This is a genomic window from Microcystis sp. LE19-41.2A, from assembly GCF_027530405.1.
Taxonomy (GTDB): Bacteria; Cyanobacteriota; Cyanobacteriia; order Cyanobacteriales; family Microcystaceae; genus Microcystis; species Microcystis aeruginosa.
This window is the reverse complement of sequence record NZ_JAPZQJ010000010.1, coordinates 1-20,735: the sequence shown is the minus strand read 5'-3', so window position 1 is coordinate 20,735 and position 20,735 is coordinate 1. Positions and strand designations below refer to the sequence as shown.

Annotated in this window: 12 protein-coding genes and 1 pseudogene; 7 read left to right on the top strand and 6 right to left on the bottom strand. The window is 39.9% G+C overall.

Annotated elements, in window-relative coordinates:
* Window positions 1-49: 49 nt before the first annotated feature.
* On the top strand, window positions 50-532 hold the full coding sequence (gene petD / locus O9290_RS00390) for a cytochrome b6-f complex subunit IV (protein ID WP_002738373.1): 483 nt from the start codon (window positions 50-52) through the stop codon (window positions 530-532).
* 306 nt (window positions 533-838) lie between these two features.
* Here the strand turns inward: petD and O9290_RS00385 are convergent, their stop codons facing one another.
* From O9290_RS00385 to hmpF, 4 genes are all read right to left on the bottom strand, one after another.
* Window positions 839-1,648 (bottom strand): squalene/phytoene synthase family protein, encoded by an 810-nt coding sequence (locus tag O9290_RS00385; RefSeq protein WP_002757608.1) that lies wholly within the window; start codon window positions 1,646-1,648, stop codon window positions 839-841.
* Between the two features lie 269 nt (window positions 1,649-1,917).
* The gene (locus tag O9290_RS00380; protein ID WP_002757610.1) at window positions 1,918-2,142 is read right to left on the bottom strand and encodes a hypothetical protein; all 225 of its coding nucleotides are present in this window, start codon (window positions 2,140-2,142) and stop codon (window positions 1,918-1,920) included.
* 126 nt (window positions 2,143-2,268) lie between these two features.
* A complete protein-coding gene (locus O9290_RS00375) occupies window positions 2,269-2,397 on the bottom strand; it encodes a hypothetical protein (protein ID WP_288055046.1) in 129 nt (42 codons plus the stop codon).
* 436 nt (window positions 2,398-2,833) lie between these two features.
* Window positions 2,834-4,474 (bottom strand): pilus motility taxis protein HmpF, encoded by a 1,641-nt coding sequence (hmpF, locus tag O9290_RS00370; protein WP_288055048.1) that lies wholly within the window; start codon window positions 4,472-4,474, stop codon window positions 2,834-2,836.
* Window positions 4,475-5,358: 884 nt separating this feature from the next.
* Here hmpF and O9290_RS00365 point away from each other — a divergent pair.
* The 6 genes and pseudogenes from O9290_RS00365 to O9290_RS00340 all read left to right on the top strand — a co-directional run bounded on the left by O9290_RS00365 (window position 5,359) and on the right by O9290_RS00340 (window position 13,720).
* Window positions 5,359-6,575 (top strand): annotated as a pseudogene (locus O9290_RS00365) (RNA-guided endonuclease InsQ/TnpB family protein).
* A gap of 225 nt (window positions 6,576-6,800) precedes the next feature.
* The gene (locus O9290_RS00360; protein WP_002757614.1) at window positions 6,801-7,166 is read left to right on the top strand and encodes a response regulator; all 366 of its coding nucleotides are present in this window, start codon (window positions 6,801-6,803) and stop codon (window positions 7,164-7,166) included.
* A gap of 91 nt (window positions 7,167-7,257) precedes the next feature.
* On the top strand, window positions 7,258-7,788 hold the full coding sequence (locus O9290_RS00355; RefSeq protein WP_002757615.1) for a chemotaxis protein CheW: 531 nt from the start codon (window positions 7,258-7,260) through the stop codon (window positions 7,786-7,788).
* 183 nt (window positions 7,789-7,971) lie between these two features.
* Entirely contained in the window at window positions 7,972-10,650 is a 2,679-nt protein-coding gene (locus tag O9290_RS00350) for a methyl-accepting chemotaxis protein (RefSeq protein WP_288055050.1), read from the top strand.
* A gap of 73 nt (window positions 10,651-10,723) precedes the next feature.
* Window positions 10,724-11,935 (top strand): glycosyltransferase, encoded by a 1,212-nt coding sequence (locus O9290_RS00345; RefSeq protein ID WP_288055052.1) that lies wholly within the window; start codon window positions 10,724-10,726, stop codon window positions 11,933-11,935.
* Between the two features lie 447 nt (window positions 11,936-12,382).
* Window positions 12,383-13,720, top strand: coding sequence for an AAA-like domain-containing protein (locus tag O9290_RS00340; protein ID WP_288055054.1), 1,338 nt, complete (start codon window positions 12,383-12,385; stop codon window positions 13,718-13,720).
* 21 nt (window positions 13,721-13,741) lie between these two features.
* On the opposite strand, the gene O9290_RS00335 is transcribed toward O9290_RS00340, so the two are convergent.
* Window positions 13,742-19,528: an AAA family ATPase gene (locus O9290_RS00335; protein ID WP_288055055.1), complete on the bottom strand. Its 5,787-nt coding sequence runs from the start codon at window positions 19,526-19,528 to the stop codon at window positions 13,742-13,744.
* Window positions 19,529-19,574: 46 nt separating this feature from the next.
* Window positions 19,575-20,612 (bottom strand): radical SAM/SPASM domain-containing protein, encoded by a 1,038-nt coding sequence (locus O9290_RS00330; RefSeq protein ID WP_288055056.1) that lies wholly within the window; start codon window positions 20,610-20,612, stop codon window positions 19,575-19,577.
* Window positions 20,613-20,735 lie beyond the last annotated feature (123 nt).

The following is a 20,735-nucleotide window of genomic DNA, read 5'->3' as shown; positions in this document are numbered from 1 at the left end:
CAGAAAAATATCTCTGTCGATCCGAAATCATTTTTAGGAGACATTATCCATGTCCACATTAAAAAAGCCCGATCTCAGCGATCCCGCTCTGCGCGCTAAGTTGGCTAAAGGGATGGGTCACAACTACTACGGTGAACCCGCTTGGCCTAACGATCTACTCTATGTCTTCCCGGTAGTTATCTTTGGTACGATCGGACTCTGCACCGGTTTAGCGATTATGGATCCCACCATGATCGGTGAACCTGCCGATCCTTTCGCTACTCCCCTAGAAATTCTGCCAGAGTGGTATCTTTATCCCGTTTTCCAAATTCTCCGTATTCTTCCTAACAAACTCTTAGGTATCGCTTGCATGGCCGGCGTTCCCCTAGGCTTGATGTTAGTTCCTTTTATTGAAAGCGTCAATAAATTCCAAAATCCCTTCCGTCGTCCCGTCGCTACCGCTATCTTCCTATTTGGTACTGTGGTCACGATTTGGTTAGGTATTGGTGCCACTTTCCCCATCGATATATCTTTAACTCTCGGTTTGTTCTAAGTTACTGAACTTCACCGGTTTTTTGCCCACGCTTGTGATTCCTGACTTTGGAAGAGCGATCGTGGGCAATTTTAATTGGGGTTTGCGGCAAAAAGTTTTTCTTGGGGGCAGGGTGTGGAATGTGGGGTGTGGGGTGTGGGGTTTTACCGATTTTCAGGTGGTCAACTACCTAATTTTCAGGGAAAAAGTCCAGGGATTTTCCCCCTGATCACTCCCAGTCCGGTACTTTTTGATTGACAAAAAGTCTAAAAGTCTTACCCAACAAGGTTTTTAGATTTATTCAGCCAACCCTAATTGTGATTTCCTCTAACGGGTAATTTGTTGTACCAAAGCGATGACATCGCTGCGGCTGAGTTTTTCCTTACCTAAAGCTAGAACTTCGAGAGTGCCATGGGCTAAAGCGAGGGGAATCTTACAAAAATCAAGGGCCGGCCCTTTCGGCAGCGATTGAGTGTAATAATCGGCTAATTTCAGATTACGACGGGCATAATTATGAATATCACTAATTGTCCAACCCTGGGGCAGAAAACTTACCCCCCGGCGCAGATCCTCGCCATGGTTGCGGGCGATATTAACCGCTTGTAAACCCCGGCCAAAACCGATGGCATAACTCCGATTAGTTTGAGTGCCGTCGTACCAATTCCAGAGGTCAGACAGCAATAAACCCACCGCACCGGCCACACTAAAGGTATATTGATCTAATTCTATTTCTGTGCGAATATCCCAGTTATTCCCGGCCCAGTAGGCCATGCGATCGGCCATGGCCGCCGTGGCATCCCAAACCCGGGGGGCGATCGAATCCGGTGCTAACAGGGCCCATTCGCCAATTCTCAGGGTTACTTCTGGCAAAATCTCCCGATGGACTAAGCCAAAAGTAAAATCCTCTTTGGTAGAATTTTCAGTACCTGCTTGTAAATTCAGGCTAATTTGTCTTAATATCTGGGCTTTACTGAAGTTATCTAGGTCGGGATGGTCTTCTACTTCATCGATCGCCCTCATACAGAGATAAGCTGAGGCTACTGCCTCGAGCAGACGATCTGGTAAACGACTTATGGGAATATAAAAAGTTCGACTCGTTTCTTGCAGAATCGTTAAAGCATTATCGCGCAAATTCATTCAGTCCTCTCCTCACGCCAACTTAGGTAACTACGAGTTAAACCAATCAGACAGATCGGTTTAGGTTATTCCGATGTTCCTAAGACAAAGTTGCTGTCTATTGTAGTATTATTATCCAAAATTTCGAGATTATTCTCGAAAAAATCAACCTCTAGGGTATTCTTGACAATTTTTCTTTCTGGGATAGCTGAGGGACAATTACGGCAATTTTTCGAGATTACAGGCTTAAAAAAACGATTTTACCCTTTTTTAAGCAGTATTTTTTGGCTTCATGGCAGGGATTGAAAGGAGATCACTTGTAAAACTGGCCCGATCATGGCCAGGGTCATCACATCTGAGCGAATTTGACCTATAACTGTCACTTTTGCCTTTTTTTGGGTTAATTCGGCGGGAGGGTCTATTAATTCGTAGGTTTGACCGTTATCGGCAATTAATGCCCAAGTTCCCGTGCCTATTTCGATTCTTTTTACCTGACCCGTTACACTAATACTCATGCTTTAATTTCGCTGATTGAGGCGATCGCAATTGCTGCCCCTGTCACAAGCATTCTATCGATATCTTTCCTCGGCATTGATTGCCAATTTTGCCCGACTTTAACCTCATAAATCAGTTTTTTTTATCTAAAAAGCGATCGCCACTTCCGCCACCACCCCTAAGAGGGAGGCCAAAGCCGCTAAAATCATTATTTCTCGATCGGATTGTCTCATGGCTATCTGAGTATAAATTACTAATCCTAGTCTATACCACATCTAACCTAGAGTTGAATTGCTCTAAATTATTTTATCCATAGATAAAAAGCTATAAAAGTTATCATTGCTCGGCAAAAACGGCGAAATCTATGTCCAGATTGCCCTGTATTATTTATTCAGGAAGCCCTAATTAGGGCTTCCTGAATAAATCTAAAAACCTTGTTGGATAATATCTTTAAGCTTGTTTGAAATCAAAAAGTGCCGACCATTGGAGTGATTGGGGGGAAAATTCCGGGAATTTTTCCCTGAAAATTAGGTAATTGACCACCTGAAAATCGGTAAAACCCCACACCCCACACCCTGCCCCTAGGAAAAGCTTTTTGCCGCAAACCCTAGGTAATTGACCCCCTCAAAATCGGTAAAGCCCCACACCCTACACCCTACACCCCACACCCTACCCCCACGAAAAACTTTTTGCCGCAAACCCTAATTAAGCCTAACTGTTAATAGCGTAATGATAGGCACTACCATTAGATTCCATAGGCATCAACCACTGGGAGATAGTTTCTAGTTTTTGACGGATTTGATCGAGTTGATCCTGCACAGGTTGCAGGAAAGTTTCGTACTGTTGTACCTGAGTTTTTAAACGCAATAATGCCAGATTAGTATCGCGCCATTGTCGCTCCTGTTCTTCAAATTCACGAGTTTTTTGCTCTAAATCCGACCATTGACCGTCAATACTATCGCTGCTTTTTTGTAAATCCTCTTGTAGTCCCTTGATTTCTGCTGCTAAACGTTGACTTTCTTGAAGATTATTTTGATAATTATCGGCCAACAGCATTAACAATGGTTCAAAGCCAGATTTTTGAGTATTTTCTGAGGATGAAATCCCCTGTCTCCGTTGCAGAATTTTCAGATGTTGAGAGCTAATAGCTTGCCTTTCTTGGAGATTACGTCTTTGTCCGACTAAAGTTGCCGCCAGCATTCCTTTTTTTTCCTGTTCCTCGGCTAATTCTTCTTCTAAATTAGCTCGCTCAGATTGATCTATTGTAGCCATTCTTGCTTCTAATTCTTCCACGGTTTGGCATTGGAGAGTTAATTCTTCCTCTTGGTCGTTGACAAAAATTTCCCAGCGCTTGAGGTCTGTTTGTAAGTTCTTAACTAAGCTCTCCAATTCTTCTAAAGGCATTTGTTCAAGAGCTTCTAGATCGATTTTACCATCAAAACCTAGTTCTTCCCCTCCGAGGAGACGAAGGAGCATTTGTCGAGTAGAATCAGTGGTTTGTAGGGTGAGGTTAAGGTGCTCGAATAATTTCTGTTTTTGACTCAGAACAGTTTCTTGTATTTGTAATTCTATTTTAGCTGTTTCCAAAGCCCTGCGACTCGTCTGTAATTCCCTAGCTCTTTTTTCTAGATAATCGAGCATTTCATCGTTGGCGACCTGACGATTTTCTACAGCTTTTTTCTGCCCCTCTAAACTCTGCCAACAACTATTTAAAATTGTCTGTTGTTCCTGCACAGATTCAAGAGTGGAATGGAGAATTTGTGAGGGAGAATTGCCCCGATCATGATGAGCAGCTAAACGCTCCGCTAGAGAGCGAATAAATTGTTGTTGTTCTGGGGAAAGATTGGGGTAGGAGTGACAATTTATTTGTCCTTCTTCCAGGTGTCGCTGTTGCTCGTTTAATTGTTGTTTTAGGGTTTCCAGTTCTTGTCTTTTGCGCTCTAAATACTCTAATTCTGCCTCTATTTGTTCAATTTGCTCGATTCTTGTCTCCATTTCCATTTTCTGGCGGTTGAGAATCTCGCTTTGATAGGTGAGGGATTGTTTCCACTGCTCGATTTTCTCTTGATCTTTCTTGCTGCGCTCCATCAAACGGGAAATCTTTTGCAGTTGCCGCACCATCTCCGCTCCCGCTAATTCCGGGTTTCCTTGTAGTTGACGATTATTGCTCAAATTTACCAAGAGAAGCGCACCTTCACCCAGGGAGTTAGTTTCGTCGTAGGTTAGGATATCTTCCCCTGGTATGGCACTCCACGTCTGATCCTTATGCTGACAGGCCAATAGTTTCAATTCGGTTTTGTAACCGCCGATAAAACCTCTAGTCTGTTTTTTTACTTCTGCAAGGTATAGCACGAGTAGTCGTCCTCTATAATAAAAGTCTTTGTCATCGATTTTAGAGAGCGTTGGCAATCAAGGCTAGGAGCGGCCGGTCTATGGTTTGGTGTGTAACCATCCGATCCCAAAAATTTTTTAATTTCTATCATTCGAGTTTTTCTTTTTTATCCATACATTTGTTCTCAATTCTTCTCCTTACCGACTGGAAAATTTTTGATGATTTTTCAGTGCCGATGTACTATCTTGATCTCAAAAAATTCGGTAGTCAATCTCTTAAATGCAGTAAAGCCGCTCTTCTCGACTTTGTGTGATAATTTTTGCTTATGTAAGGTTAAATGTTTACTGGGCAAGACTTTTAGGACTATTTTGAAAGAAGAAACTATCAGTATAGACCTCGTTTCCACACAGAAACCAGAAGAACCGTAAAGCTTACTGAAAAATATGTTACATAATTAGCTTATCAGATTTATTATTAGTGACAAGAGGAGGGAAGAGAGCGTTTCTCATCAAGAGGGAGTGGGACGGGATTGGGCATCATCTCTAGATCACCAGCGATGGATTGTTTCTCTGGCGCTCCGCAGCTCCAGCGCTCCGCAGTACCCCCATACCTTATTAAACAGGATTTAACTGAATGTCAGCATTCATCCCTCGCGCTTAGCACAATGGGACGGGGCTTTTAAAGGGGCGAAGCAATTCGCCCAAGGGTTCACCTCATGAATGCTGACCAGCATATAGACAATTCCTCAAAAACTATGTTATAGCAACTTCTATAGTTGTGAGGTACAGAGTCTTAGGTTTTGAGGAGTCAGGAGTCAGGAGTCAGGAGTCAGGAGTTAAGATTTTGGTGTACCTCATGAGATTGGGAAACGCTATATCATAGTTATAGTTTCTTGATAATTCTTATGTACAAAGCGTACAAATTCAGACTTAAGCCTAATACCGAGCAAGAAATAGCCTTAGCTAAAAGCTTTGGCTGTTGTCGTTGGTTTGGGAATTTTCCCTGAATTTATGCCAAGAAACCTATAAAACCACAGGAAAAGGACTGACACGAAACTATATTCAAGGACTATTGCCTAGTCTCAAAAAAGCTTATGAGTGGTTGACAGATGCTTATTCCCAGTGCTTACAGGTTGTTGCTTTGAACTTATCGCAAGCTTATCAAAATTTCTTTGAGAAACGAGCTAGACTACCAAGATTCAAATCTAAACATGGTAAACAATCAATTAGCTATCCAGCTAATATTAAATTTGAGGGAGATTATCTAAAGCTTCCTCAAATTGGATTGGTTTATTGTGTTCGTCACTGGGAATTTGCAGGAACAATTAAAACTGTTACTATCTCAAAATACTACGCTTCTATTTTAGTTGATGATGGACAATCCCTCCTGCCCCCCTTGATAAGGGGGTGCCGAAGGCGGGGGGTTCTACCCTTGATAAGGGTGGTGACGAAGACGGGGGGATAGAAGGTAAAGCCATAGGAATTGATTTAGGATTAACTCATTTTGCTATTACCAGCAATGGCAGTAAATATGATAATCCTAGACATTTAGCCAAACATCAACGTAACCTAAAAAGGAAACAACAAAAGCTATTGCGTAAAAAGAAAGGAAGTAACAACCGTCAAAAAGCTAGAGGTAAAGTAGCTAAAGTTAACTCTAAAATCTCCAGATGTCGTGAGGATTTTCTGCACAAACTATCCCGTAAGATAGTTAACGAAAACCAAGTTATTGCGTTAGAAAATCTCAATATCAAAGGCATGGTACGCAATCATAATTTAGCCAATGCTATTAGTGATTGTGGTTGGGGAATGTTTTGTACAATGCTTAAATACAAGGCAGAATGGGAAGGAAAAACTTATACCGAAGTTGATAGGTTTTTTCCTAGTTCTAAAACTTGTAATGTCTGTCTAAATCAAGTGGGTAGTTTGCCGCTTGAGGTTAGAAATTGGACTTGTGTGCATTGTAAAACAACCCATGACCGGGACATAAATGCGGCGATAAATATCAGAAATGAAGCCTTACAGATATTATCGTTAGGAAAAGCGCGATACTGCCCATAGAGGGGATGTAAGACCAAAAGCTGGGCGTAAGTCCGTCTTGAGGCAATCCCCCGTGAAATAGGAAGCTCTCAACGACCTTGAGAGTAGTTCACTGGTAGAATTGGGAACGATAGAGATGAAACCCGAAAGGGTGAATCAAGTCCTTGTTTAGAGGGAAACCCCTGATAAATTTCAGATTGCGTTGGAGGCAAAAATGAGAGCAATTTCCGAGCATCCGGTCAAAGGGGACTATTATCGGGCATCTTTTGCCATTGTTGTTCTTGGCAGCCGAGCTAGGTAGGGAGTTATGAGCGAAATATTGCTGGTAGAAGACAGCCAAACGCAACGGGAACTGATCTGTGATCTACTCCGCAATAGCGGCATCAAGGTCACGATCGCCACGGATGGGGTAGAAGCCCTCGAACATATTCAGAGACTCAATCCCGATCTCGTCGTCCTCGATATCGTCATGCCCCGCATGAATGGTTATGAGGTGTGTCGTCGTCTCAAGTCGGATCCAAAAACCAAAAATGTCCCGGTGGTCATTTGTTCCTTGAAAGGGGAAGTCTTTGATCGCTATTGGGCCATGAAAATCGGAGCCGATGCCTACATTGTCAAGCCCTTTGAACCGATTGAGTTCATTTATACCATTAAACAACTGTTGCGCCGATAAAATCGCCCTCACCAGAGACAGTGTATCTATGGTATAGGTCAAGACAGCTAAAAACGCCGCCCGAATTATTAGTTGCAAGAGAACTAAACTCATGCTTAACAACGCCGATTTTTTTACTGGTAACGCTCAAGATATCGCCCCCGACAATCAGGAATTAGAAACTCCCGTCGGTGAACTGTACTTGCGATTTTATCTACCCTCTCAGGAGGAGTTTGCCCTTAGTGCCGTGGGCATTGGCGAGGTAATACAGCAACCACTCGATCGCATTACCCCGATTCCCAATGCTTCACCCTTGCTCCTCGGCACGATCAATCTCCGGGGTCAAGTGATCTGGGTGGCGGATCTCGGGCAATTTTTGGGGGATAGCAGCCGCTTAAACACCGATCGAGCCGAAATTCCCATAATTGCGCTCAAAGAAGAGGAAACGATCCTCGGTTTAGCGGTGGAACGTTTGGGAGATATGGAATGGCTCGACCCAGATAAACTAGGTAGTGCCGCCAGTATTCCCGCTCAGATCGCCCCCTATGTGCAGGGGGAGTGGATTCTGGGCCAAGAATCAAAAAAAACCTTAGGACTACTCGATCATCTGGCCATACTCCGTTCTGCCCGTTGGGCGGCTTAAAACCTGAAAAAAATAGCAGAATAGGATTTATAGGAATTCTTTCTTGAAACTACTATAGCGGTTCTCACACCTGTGTGGCACACTTAAACCTTTGCTAATTAAGCTTTTCAACATCGATAATGTACCTAGTGCGAACAGGAAACGCTATAACTACTTCATTTAACTTTACTAGGGGAGGGGCAAATGCCGTCAGGGACAGAATACGCAAAACTCTATAGAAAGGCTAACACCGCCTATTGCCAGGGCAACCTTGAGGATGCCGCCGTCATTGTCAAAGAGATGATCAGCAAGTATCCCGAGGATGCCAATGTCATGCTTTTACAGGGTCACATTCATCTAGGACTACAACAATACAGATTGGCGGAGGAGCGTTACGAAAAAGTGCTGCAATTGGCTAAAAATTCTCCCAATAGTTCCGATCTAGCCGATTATGCCCAGCGTGGTCTCGATCAGATTCGGCAATTGCGTTTTGAAGCCGAGGAGGGAGATTTTACGATCGCTGCTACGGAAAGCATTGCCTACAGCGAGGCAGCGTTCGATCTAGGTCAAGGTTTTAACCATTCTCGCCCCAGGAAGTCGCAAGGGGCTGACCCCGATGGACAAAATAAAGGGCTGGATTGGAATAGTAGTCTTTTCAATGAGGAGGATCCCAGCGAGCCTACGGTAAGTAAAGTCCATTCCTATGACGATGATTTTGAGGAATCGGAGGAAACCGCCTTTAGTTCCCTTACCCTGCCGGGCCCTGGCTCTCACGGTTCCCAGTGGTCTAGCGATTCGGCGGAGGGGGAAGCCCCTTTCCCCTTTTTAGAAGCGGCGGAGATTGACTCGCTGGAGGAAGGGTGGGACGGTGAGTTAGGGTCAACGGGAGAAGCCACTTTTATGGTTTCCTCTGATCTGGGGGGAAATCCCCTGACCGGTAGAGATCAGGAGTTATCCTATAGGGATACCCTAGAAGAAAGCACTTTTGCCATTGACCTGGAATCGACCCACCCACAAGGGGCAAAAACTGGCCTTAATCAGGGCAGAGTCACTCAAAAAAGATACGAGGAAGACGAAACCGGAGATTTTGGGGAACCAGAACTCAATGATGAGGATTTAGACGGTTTTTCCCCACTGGCTCTGACGGATACGGTTCAAGGACTGGGGGACTGGGAGCTATTTACCCCTTCGGGGGGGGAAGCTTTAAGTGGTGGTTTTCTCCCCGAACCCGGTGCGCGCCTTAATGCCAGTTCTGGTGTGGGAGAGCCTAGTTTTAATCCTTCTCGTCTAAAAACCCCCAATGACAAAAGAGATAGTCATCTTACCCATGCCTCCGAACTCTTGCTCAAGCCAGTGGTGGAAGTCAATCCGGGCAAATTAGGCTTTTTTGTCAACGCTTCTTTAGGCAAAAAACAACTAATCCTAGCGGCCTTAGCGGGTATTACCCCTGTGATCATAATTTTTGCCGTTAGTACCACCTCTTGGCTTTCTACGCTCTTGGCTGCCAAACCAGCCCCGAATAGCCAGGCAAAAACCGAAAATGTTGCCCCCAAACCGGCCCCGAAACCGCCAGCCTCAGCCAGTCTTTCCCCCTTCAGTCAACCGGTACTAACCACGATGTTATTAACCGGACTGGGAACCATGGCCCTGACTTGGCTAGGTTTACAGTTGCTAATTAGTCAGATTAAGCGCAGTCTCAACGATCTGCAAAGCCAATTCGATCATCTCTCGGAAGGTAATTTTAACGCTAAAGCGACGATCTACTCGGAAGATGAATTCGGTCAACTGGCCAATCGTTTCAATCAGATGGCTCGGGTGGTGGTAACTACCACCACGGAAGCCCAACGCCGCGCCGCCGAAACGGAACGGGAACGGGAAGACTTACAACGGCAAGTGATTCGACTTCTCGATGATGTGGAAGGAGCGGCTCGGGGGGATCTGACCGTGGAAGCGGAGGTAAGCGCCGATGTTTTAGGGGCGGTGGCCGATGCTTTTAATTTGACTATCCAAAACCTGCGCGAAATTGTCCGACAGGTGAAAAAAGCGGCAAAACAGGTGAATCAAGGCAGTACCAATAGTGAATCTTTCGCCCGCAATCAGTCTAGCGATGCCCTGCGGATGGCGGAGGAATTGGCCGTCACCCTTAATTCGGTACAGATGATGACCGACTCAATTCAACGGGTGGCAGAAAACGCCAGAGAAGCCGAAGAAGTCGCTCGCACTTCCTCGATTACCGCCCTGAAGGGGGGCGATTCCGTGGAAAGAACCGTGGCGGGAATTCTACAAATCCGCGAGACCGTATCAGAAACGGCGCGAAAAGTCAAGCGTTTGGCGGAAGCTTCCCAGGAAATCTCGAAAATTGTCGCGGTAGTCTCTCAGATTGCCTCGCGGACCAATTTATTGGCTCTTAATGCCTCGATTCAAGCGGCGCGAGCAGGAGAGGCGGGCCGCGGTTTTGCGGTTGTGGCCGATGAGGTGCGTCAGTTGGCCGATAGAGCTGCTAAATCGCTTAAGGAAATTGAACAGATCGTTTTACATATCCAATCGGAAACGGGTTCGGTAATGACGGCGATGGAGGAAGGGATTCAACAGGTTATCGATGTCACCGAGCGCTCGGAACAGGCGAAGAAGTCCCTAGAAGATATTATCCAAGTTTCTAATCGTATCGATACGCTGGTGCGATCGATTACCGCCGATACGGTCAAACAACGGGAAAATTCCCTCAATGTCGCCCAAGTTATGCAGTCGGTGGAGTTGACTGCTCAGGAAACTTCCCAAGAATCCCAACGGGTGGCGGGTTCTCTGCAAAAATTGGTGAGTATCTCCCGGGAGCTGCTTTCTTCGGTAGAACGGTTTAAGGTAGACTCAGAGGATGATCGATAATCGGTGAGCGCTAATCAGTGGGTTATTGATTAGCCGCTATCCCTCAAGATTGACCGCTAGAGTGAGTAAAGTTATGCCTAAACTTAGTCTCTGCATGATTGTCAAAAATGAAGCCGAAAATCTCCGGCGCTGTTTGGATAGCGTTAAAGGGGTGGTGGATGAGATGATCGTTATGGATACGGGTTCGACCGATGATACGATTGCTATTGCTCAAAGTTACGGTGCCATAGTTCCTAGCTACGATTGGCGGGGTAATTTTTCCGATGCCAGAAATGAGGCTTTAAAATATGTTACTGGCGATTGGATTTTAGTCCTTGATGCTGATGAGGAATTAAATGCCGCTATCGTACCGAAAATGCGTCGGGCAATGGAAAAAGAGGAAAATTTAGTGATTAATTTAATCCGCCATGAAATCGGAGCCGTACAATCACCTTATTCTCTAATTTCGCGGCTATTTCGCCGACATCCTCAGGTCACTTTTACCCGACCCTATCACTCAATTATTGATGATCATGTGGCTATTTTATTAAAAAAAGAACCTGGTTGGAAAATAGTTGAACTGCCAGAAATTGCTATCTTTCACTACGGTTACACCGTCGATAAAATAGCCAGCTTAGATAAGTTTGAACGGGCAAGAAAAGCGATGGAGGGTTTTTATCAGCAACATCCCCACGATCCCTATGTGTGTAGTAAATTGGGAGGGTTATATCTGAAGATTGGCAGGGATAAAGAGGGTTTTAAGCTGCTCAAACACGGTTTAAAATGCCATGGCTCTAATCCGCATATTTTATACGAGTTGTATTATCATCTCGCTAATTATTATTATTCAGTGGAGGAATTTAAGCAATCAGGCGATCATTTTGTTAAAGCGATTAAGCAGCCAATTTTAGATAAATTAAAACTGGGTGCTTATAATAATTTCGGTGGGTTATTATACGAAGCAGAAAAATACGAAACTGCCTTATCTGTCTTTGAGAAAACCGTAGAAATTGATCCTAGCTATGCCGATGGTTACTATAATTTAGGACTGGTTCTCAAACAACTGCATCGGCTACCAGAATCGATTAAAGCTTATAAAAAAGCTCTCAAGTTAAACCAGGATAATCCCACTATTTACCAAAATCTAGGGGTTGCTTATATAGTTTTCGGTAGTTATAATGAGGCGATCGAGATTTGGCAAAAAGGCCTACAATTATTGAAAGATCAGGGTAATGTCTCTCGCGCTGAAATGCTGCAAGAAACCCTAGAAGCTCTGGGAGCAAGTGTATTGAACTCTGAACAGTAACTGTTCACCGTTGTCGCGAAGATTGGGAGCCGCCACTGTACTAAAATTCTCAATAGGCAGTTGAAATGCAGTACACCTGATTGCTAAAACCCTGTCTAGTCAACTCCTGTGAGGATTTTTCCGAATTAATTCTTAATAGGATTATCGAGGAGTTAGACGCTGAAGACTTAGGGGTTTTGATAGAAATCATCAAGAGATAATTGCTCGCCGTGTAATTGACCTTGACAAGAAATGCTATAATTTCCTAGCAAGGGGGGAAATTAATCCCTCTCGGTGTTGCCGTCGCACAATTTTGTCGGTTACTGGTTCTCGTCAGCTTGTTTGTCAAATATACCAATTCCAGTTTGAATCGCTGCCGTTATGTCAAGATTCAAGATTTCTGGCTGCAACGGAACTGGAAAATCAAACAATCTATTTCTTCAAATCTTCTTACCTTGGACAAAAATAATGAAATTCGAGGAAATCCAAGAGATTCTTAATGGGCAACTGCTCAAGCTTGAGAATCGCTGTCTCAATGACACAGAACAATTATTATTGCGAGGACTTTGGCAGAAAAAGAACTATCAAGAAATTGCCCAAGAAAATGGTTATAGTAGCAGCTATCTTGCCAATGTAGTTGCCCCAGGACTCTATGATAGACTCTCGCAACTGATCGGAGAACCGATCAATAAGAAAAATTTTTTATCTAGACTACAATCTCATTTTACCAACTCCACATCGCTTCAGTATTGCGGTAATGAATATCTCCAAAATGAGCGTCCAGAATACCCAGATGCTCCTGTTCCCTATAATTCTTATTATTATCTAAAACGAACAAAACTTGAAGCAAAAATTATCGAGGAAATCGGACAATCTGGGGCGTTAGTACGCATTAAAGCTCCCAACAAATGGGGAAAAACCTCTTTATTATTAACAATTTTAGAGGCTTGTCAACAACGATTCGGTTATCAAATTGTTAGTTTAGATTTACAAAAAGCAGACCAAGATATTATAGCAAATTTTAACAAGTTCTTACGCTGGATTTGCCGTAATTGCGCTCGGCAGTTGAATTTAGAAGCCAAATTAGATGATTATTGGGATGAAGATATAGGAATTAAAATGAGTTGGACAATTTATTTTGAAGAGTATATTTTACGAGAAATCAAACAGCCACTAGTATTGGCTTTAGATGGAGTGCATCGAGTCTTTGAACATCCGAAAGTAGCGGAAGATTTTTTACCTTTAATCCGAGCTTGTTATGAAGAATCTAAGCGATCTCCCCTGTGGCAGAAATTACGTTTAATTATTGTTCAATCCACAGAATCTTATGTTTCTCTGCGATTAGAACAGTCTCCTTTTAATGTGGGATTACCCATAGAGTTACAGGGTTTTGATCAAGAACAAGTGGCAGAATTAGCCAAAAAATATCAATTAAATGAATTAGCAACCAACGAAATTCAACAATTGATCGACTTAGTGGGGGGACATCCTGCCTTGATTCATTTAGCGATTTATCATCTTAGCCAAGAGCGAATCACGATGCCAGATTTAATCAAATCAGCAACTACATCAACGGGGATTTATTCCTCTCATTTACAGCTGCACTGGGTCACTTTACAAAAACAACCAGAACTTGCCGATGTTTTTCAACAGATTTGTCAAGGGAATCAACCAATGATAGTTAATCCAATTATTGCTTATAAACTTAATAGTATGGGTTTAATTAAACTCAGAGAAAATAAAGCAATTGTCAGTTGTCAGTTGTATCAAAAGTACTTTATAAGTCAATATACTGGTTCAGTATAAATAAATTTTTGAACCATGGTATTAAGACAGCGATCGCTCAAGCCAATCATGATTAAATATCGTCTGATAAATTCGATTATGAACGTCCATTTTACCATGGCGTTTTACCACTAATCCAGATAAAAACAACTCAGGTAAATAGGGATTGTTATCAATCTGTATTGCTTCTTGATGGAGAATTTGTCGATACAAGGTTAATAAATGGGGTCGGTTTGGACTTTGAAGAAGGCGATCTTGAATAGTTTTTAAATGTTCGGGTTGATCCTGCATCTCCCAATCTTGAATAATTTTTTCTGCTACTAAGTTGGCCAACCATTGTTCTTCTTGATTAGAGGGGATTGGTTGCTCACTATCCCGCATCAGTTGACAGAGTTTTTGAGTTAAGAAAGGTTGCCCTCCCGTCCAGCTTAAGACTTGTTTGAGCATGGTCTGAAGATTGCTGACTTTTTCTGTTAACCCATATAATAAAGGTTGGGCTTCGTGTTCCTTAAAACTTGCTAATTCAATAGCGTTACCAATATTAAAAGGTGTTTTCTGGGGGTCAGTAATTAAAGCTGAAGGTGTGGTAGCACCAAAAAAGGCAAAAGTTAGCTCTTGAAATTGAGGTTGAATCGCTCTCTGGTTATAAAAAGAACGAATCAAAGCAAAAAAGTCAGAGACATCAAATTTTAACCCTAAAATGCTATCAATTTCATCAATAAATATAACAGTCGATTTTCCAGATTGCCGCTGATTAAAATCGTCATTAACTAGAAGAAAATTTTCTATAAATTCTCCTAATCGTTGTACAGGAGGCAGGTCTAATTGTTCACTCCACCAAGCTTTAAAAGTTTTCAATTCTTTGATTAATCCAAAACTGCGGAGCAGATCAACGGCTAATCCTTTATACCATTGTTCGGGGGTAATATTGTCTGTTCCTAGCCGAGTTAAGTCAATTACTGCACATCTAATTCCCTCCTTTTGTAATTGGCTCATCATCCGCACCATTAAGCTAGATTTTCCCATTTGACGTGCATTTAAAACATAGCAAAATAGACCTTGTCTGAGAGCTTTATAAAGATTGCGATCAGCTTGTCGAACCACATAATTCGGTGCATCCATCGGTAAACTGCCCCCCACTTGATAGACAAATTTGGGAGGTTGTTCAGCACTTTTAAGCAGGTCATTTTCAAAGATAAGTTCTGCTTGGGTTGCTTTCAGTACCTCTAAAGTGTTTGTGAGTTCTTTTGTCCGTTCTTCTACTCTTTGTTCTAAGGTTTGATAGAGTCTGGAGTTATCAATAGAGATAGCGGCTTGAGCTGCTAGAATATTTAATAGTTCAACCCTTTCTGAGGTAAATGCGCCTGTTGTTAAATTATTTTCTAAATAAACAATTCCTTTTAATTGACCTTGATTGAGTAAAGGAGTACAAAGAATGGATTTAGTTTTTTTAGCAATAATGTAAGAATCGTTGGTAAATTGACCTGATGAAGTGGCATCATTTAAAACGATAGTTTCTTTTGTACGAGCGACATAATTAATAATGCTAGTGGGTAGAATGGGAATTGAAGTGTCATGGTCGATAGATTCTATGGGAATTGGCTGTAAGATATTAACCGTTTCTTGAGCAATTGTTCCTTGAGCTTCAATGACCCAATTTCCTTCCTGTTCTAAAATCAGACAACCTTTCTGAGCTCCTGCATTTTCAATGACAATTTTCATTAAATTTGTTAGGAGATTTTCCAGTTTAATTTCTCCAGAAATTGCTTGCGAGGCTTTAAGAATAGTGGTTAAATCAAGAACTGCTCCATCATTACCAGTGGTTGAAATAGTGGTACTAAGTCCTTTAGATTTGTTTTGATTGCTGATGCCTAATAAATATTGAGGGTATTCTTCTTCTAATTGTTTAACTTTGGCCTTTGCACCCCAACGAGTATAACAATGATGAGCATTTCTAAGATACAATTTTCCAAATTCTTCTCTACCCAAAGCCAAATAAAATTCAGATGCTCTTTCATAAGCTAAGGCTTCTTCATGAATAAATTCATATTTCTTTGCTCCTTGAATGGCTTTTTCATAAAATTCTTGAGCTTTCCAGTTTTGACCTAAAACTCTCGCTTTTTCTGCTTCGACTAAATCATATTTATGTTGAAAATTTGCTGGACAATGACTAGACCATATTTTCATACTATCTTGATTCTTTTCAACTTTTTTGATAATTTCTTTTTGTTTAATTGATTCTAAAAAATTATAATTAGCTAGAAAAGTCAGAGAAGAGTAGAAGTTCTCTTGGGGGGTTGATAAATACTTGTTGTTGGTATCAATGCTTTTTTTTACTTTAATTGCATAATTAATTGCTTGCTCATATTCTTTGAAAAAGTAACAATAAAATGTTTTGGCAAAATAAGCAATAAATAACAACCAAATATTTTGATTTTCAGACCATTCTTTTAACTGATATTCTTCTTCTAAAAAAGAATTACCAATAACTATTTCAGATTGTTCATGGTCAATAAAATTATTGACCAGTTGATGACATATATTGGCATATTTGATACAATAATCTATGAGAAAATTATTGATTAACTGAAGATATTTTTTTCCATCCGCTGAAAGTTCTTCTAGATTATACCCACCGAATAAACCAATGAGATAATAATTAACAAAGCATAAAGAAGCAAACAAATAGTCTCCTACATTTCTACCTTTTTGAACACCTTTAATATTTTGTTCCCGTACCTTAATTGTTCTTAAAGACTCTTTCCAATGCCATGCAAAACCATAATACATATGAATTACCAATGCGTCTAGTGACGGACTTTTATATTTTTCTTGTAATTCAAGAGATAGTTGACCAAACTGATATGCTAAATCAATATCGTTATCGCTAATAACATTAGAGTATAATAAAGGATAAAAACTATAGCTCACAGAGGCTTGGGGAGGATTACCAAATTGAATGCAGAGATTAATTTGCTTTAGTATGCACCAAGCTAGTAATGGGGAATTGATAGTATTTAGAGAAGGAACTAATTTTTGTAAAATTAGTAGGGCTGAAATTTTATAAGGATCTGTAAGCTGTGGAATATTAGCTAAATCTTGAATCTGTTTATCTTTCAAAAGAGATTTTAGACAATAATACTCTTGTTCTATTTGGTGGGTTATTTCGTCAGAATTTTGAGGGACATTAATGTTAATTTCGGGTAAGGATAAGGCCATCAATGCGTTTTCTATAGCTTTTTCTTGTTTAAGTTCAGCAAAATCAGACAAAGTTTTGATTTCATATATTTTTACTTTATCAAGCGTATTATATTTTTTTTTCAGTAAAAAATTAGACAAATATTCAACTTCTTTGAAATTAGTTGTTAAATAAATAATTTCTAAATAGTCTAAATAGACTTCAAATATTAATGAGTTTTGGTAATTCCATTGGGACATCTCTAAGAGTTCAATGGCAAATTTTAAATATTTTAATGCTACTTCATAAGCGGTTGATGCTTTAGCTTTTTTACCTGCTTCAAGATTTAGTTTAGCTAACTCATTTTTTTCTAATTGATCAGTAATTAAGTCAGAACCTTCATTAAGTTGATTAACAATATCAAAAATCTTATTCGGCAACTCTTCTTCTGTAGTATTGTTTAGTAGTAGGTGACCGATTTGTAGATGAATCTGCTTTTTTTGTTCATCCGAAATGACAGAATAAGCCGCTTGTTGTACCCGATCATGTAAAAATTTGTAGGAAATATGTATCGAACAGTCAAGAAATGTTTCTGATAGTTTATTTGATAATTCTTTTGAATTCCAAAGCAGAGAAACTTTATAATTACTATCTAAAGGGATTACTAAGCCTTCCTCAATAGCGGTCTGTAGTTCTCTAGCGGTTATTTTTTGCTCCTTATTGTTGATAAGAGAAAGCATCTCTAGATTAAATTGATTGCCAACACAAGCGGCTAGTTTAAGAAGTTTTTGAGTTTTCTGATCTAATTTTTGAATTTTACTTACCATCAAGTCAACGACATTATCAGTGATAGATACCTGTTCAATTTGCTCTATATCCCATTGCCAATAACCATGTTTATTATCTTGTGAATTAAGAGGAGATTGTTCTGTCTTCAATACTAATAAGTTATCTTGGTAAAGAAAATAGAGAAGTTGAGCCAGAAAAAAAGGATTGCCACCTGTTTTTTTAGCAACTAATTTAGCCAATGGTTTTGAAAGTTTTTCTTCACAACGGAGTGTATCAGCAATTAATTGATTAATGTGCTTAAGTTGTAAAGGGGAAAGAGTAATCTCTGATATGGGAACTTGTGCTTGTTTAACTTTCTCTAGAGTATACATTAGAGGATGAGTTGGACTGACTTCATTATCTCGATATGCCCCAATCATAAGAAAATATTGAAGCTCCGGATCGGATATTAATTGCTCAATTAAGTTCAAAGATGATGGGTCTGCCCACTGTAAATCATCGATAAAAATTACTAACGGATGTTCTTCTTGACTAAAAATTCTCAGAAATCTTTTAAAAAATAAGTTAAATCTATTTTGACTTTCAGTTTTACCTAGTTGTTCAATGGGAGGCTGTTTGCCGATAATTTTTTCAAGTTCGGGAATGACATCAATAATAATTTGACCATTATTATCTAACACTTCTAAAATTTTATCCCTCCAAGTTTGTAGATTTTTTTCTGTTTCACTTAGGACTTGATTAATCAGTATACAAAAAGCTTTGGAAATAGCAAAATAAGGGATGTGTCGTTGTAATTGATCAAATTTTCCTCCGATAACTTGTCCTCGTTTACCTGTAAGAGGTTTATGAATTTCACTAACTAAAACCGATTTCCCAATCCCTGAATAGCCAGAAATGAGAAATATTTCCTTTGTTCCTTGACTAACCCTCTCAAAAGCGGTGAGAAGTTGATTAATTTCCTGTTCTCGACCATAGAGTTTTGAGGGAATATGAAATATTTTAGATATATCTTGACTTCCTAAAGGAAATTGAGAGATTTGTCCCTTTGTCTTTAATTGATTAAGACAGTTTTCTAAGTCTGCTTTAATTCCCCAAGCACTTTGATATCTTTCCTCTGGCATTTTCACTAATAATTTGCTAATGATATTGGAGACAGCTAGAGGAAGATCAGGCATTAGTTCATGAATCGGTAAAGGGGGTTGGGCAATATGACAATGAACTAACTCCATCGGGTCAGTGGTTTGAAAGGGAAGTTGATTAGTTAACAGTTCGTAGAAAGTGACGCCGAGAGAATAAAAATCACAGCGATAATCTAATCCTCGGTTCATTCTCCCTGTTTGTTCAGGGGCAATATAAGCTAACGTTCCTTCTAGTTGATTAGGGGGGGAAACTGTCAAAAATTCTTGAGATAAGCGAGTAGAAATACCAAAGTCAATAATTTTGAGTTGTTCCCTAGGAGGATTATAGACAATATTAGAAGGGTTAATGTCTTTGTGAATAATGTTAGCTTTATGAATTTCAGCTAAACTTTCAGTTATCTTAATGGCGATCTTCAGAAAGTTATCTAAGCTTAGTTTACTTTGAGATATTAATAAATTTAAAGATTTACCGTCAAAATCTTCTAAAAAGATGACTAAACTATTCTCATATCGCTGTAAGTCGTAAGCTTTAACAATAGTATCTACATTTAGAGAATGAGTAATTTCATATTCCTGTTGATAGCGAGTGATTTGCAAAGGATTAGGATAGTTTTCTTTGAGAATTTTAAGGATAACTGACTGATTGTTTTGTTTTAGTATTGCTCGATAAACCAAAGAATTAGAACTTTCATGTATTTTTTCAATAATTTGATAGTCTGGCATAGTCTTAATATCTAGTTATTTGGGGATAATAATTGTTAGTCAACGATTAAACTTGAGAATAGATTTTTGTTACTGTGGTGGTTATAACTTGGTATTTATTTTGTTGTTCTTTATGAATTATTTGTGACTTCCACATATCGCATTTTTGACAGGCTTTTCTCTCATCTAATTGCTTCAAAATTAAATCTTGTCGAAGTTTTTGAAATAATTCCCCAGACCAAATTTCTGATAATGTTTGTTGATGATAATTTCCTAGACTTTGAATATCTTGGTCAAAACCTAATCTAAATAAGGTTTCAATACAATAGTATATTCTGCCATCGGGTAACACTGCCATTTCAATAAAAGGAAATAAACAAGGCCATCTTCCTTGGGATTTTTGTTGATAATATTCTAGAGAATCCTGTAATGATGCTTGATTTGTGTTTTTAAGTCGCGTATTTGTTTCTTGATATTCTGCTAAATTTAAAATAAACACACTATTAACTTTTGTTAACCAACGACTCAAAAAGTTTTCTTCTTCTTCTGAAGTAATATTCTGATTTCTCACAAAAGATGTTCTCACATCGCAGTCAATTCCTAATTGATCTCTTATTTTAAGAAACCCAACAATATTAGATTCAACTCGTTTTAAATCAGCACCTCTAATTTTTAAGTAAGTGTCTGGAGTGGCGGCATCAATGCTAATATCAATACTGGTTAACCCTGCATTTAATAAGGCTTTAGAATAATCTTGAGTAAGGAGTTGACCATTTGTAGTCAGATGAACTTTGGGTACTCCTTGCTGTCGGCAAAGTTGGATAAAATCGACGAGTTTGGGATGAAGTAATGGTTCTTCAACACTACCAATTAAAATAGGAATTTTGGCTTGTCCACAGTCCTGTGCTAGTCTCTCTATCATTTCCCAAGACATTTCTTTTTTTCTTTGAAAAAAATCAGTGGTGTGGGTCTTTTTTAAAAGAGAACTATGATAGGGACACATAATACATTTGAGGTTACAATTATTACTAATAATAACTCTTACATAAGAAGGGTTGATTGCTTTCCCATAATAATTTACAAAGTAATATAAGTAGTCATGCAAAATTAATTACCCAAATAAAAAATTAAGAAGTATAATACATAAAAAAACGAAGCAGCAGGAAAATACAATGAGATTGATTAGAGACCTAAACCCCGAGAGCCAGAAAATGCTAGAGAGAATTTA

Bases quoted from the DNA above. Each gene is read 5' to 3' on its own strand.
- petD (WP_002738373.1), top strand. From the start codon at position 50: ATGTCCACATTAAAAAAGCCCGATCTCAGCGATCCCGCTCTGCGCGCT.
- O9290_RS00385 (WP_002757608.1), bottom strand. From the start codon at position 1,648: ATGAATTTGCGCGATAATGCTTTAACGATTCTGCAAGAAACGAGTCGA.
- O9290_RS00380 (WP_002757610.1), bottom strand. From the start codon at position 2,142: ATGAGTATTAGTGTAACGGGTCAGGTAAAAAGAATCGAAATAGGCACG.
- O9290_RS00375 (WP_288055046.1), bottom strand. From the start codon at position 2,397: ATGTGGTATAGACTAGGATTAGTAATTTATACTCAGATAGCCATGAGA.
- O9290_RS00360 (WP_002757614.1), top strand. From the start codon at position 6,801: ATGAGCGAAATATTGCTGGTAGAAGACAGCCAAACGCAACGGGAACTG.
- O9290_RS00355 (WP_002757615.1), top strand. From the start codon at position 7,258: ATGCTTAACAACGCCGATTTTTTTACTGGTAACGCTCAAGATATCGCC.
- O9290_RS00350 (WP_288055050.1), top strand. From the start codon at position 7,972: ATGCCGTCAGGGACAGAATACGCAAAACTCTATAGAAAGGCTAACACC.
- O9290_RS00345 (WP_288055052.1), top strand. From the start codon at position 10,724: ATGCCTAAACTTAGTCTCTGCATGATTGTCAAAAATGAAGCCGAAAAT.
- O9290_RS00340 (WP_288055054.1), top strand. From the start codon at position 12,383: ATGAAATTCGAGGAAATCCAAGAGATTCTTAATGGGCAACTGCTCAAG.
- O9290_RS00335 (WP_288055055.1), bottom strand. From the start codon at position 19,528: ATGCCAGACTATCAAATTATTGAAAAAATACATGAAAGTTCTAATTCT.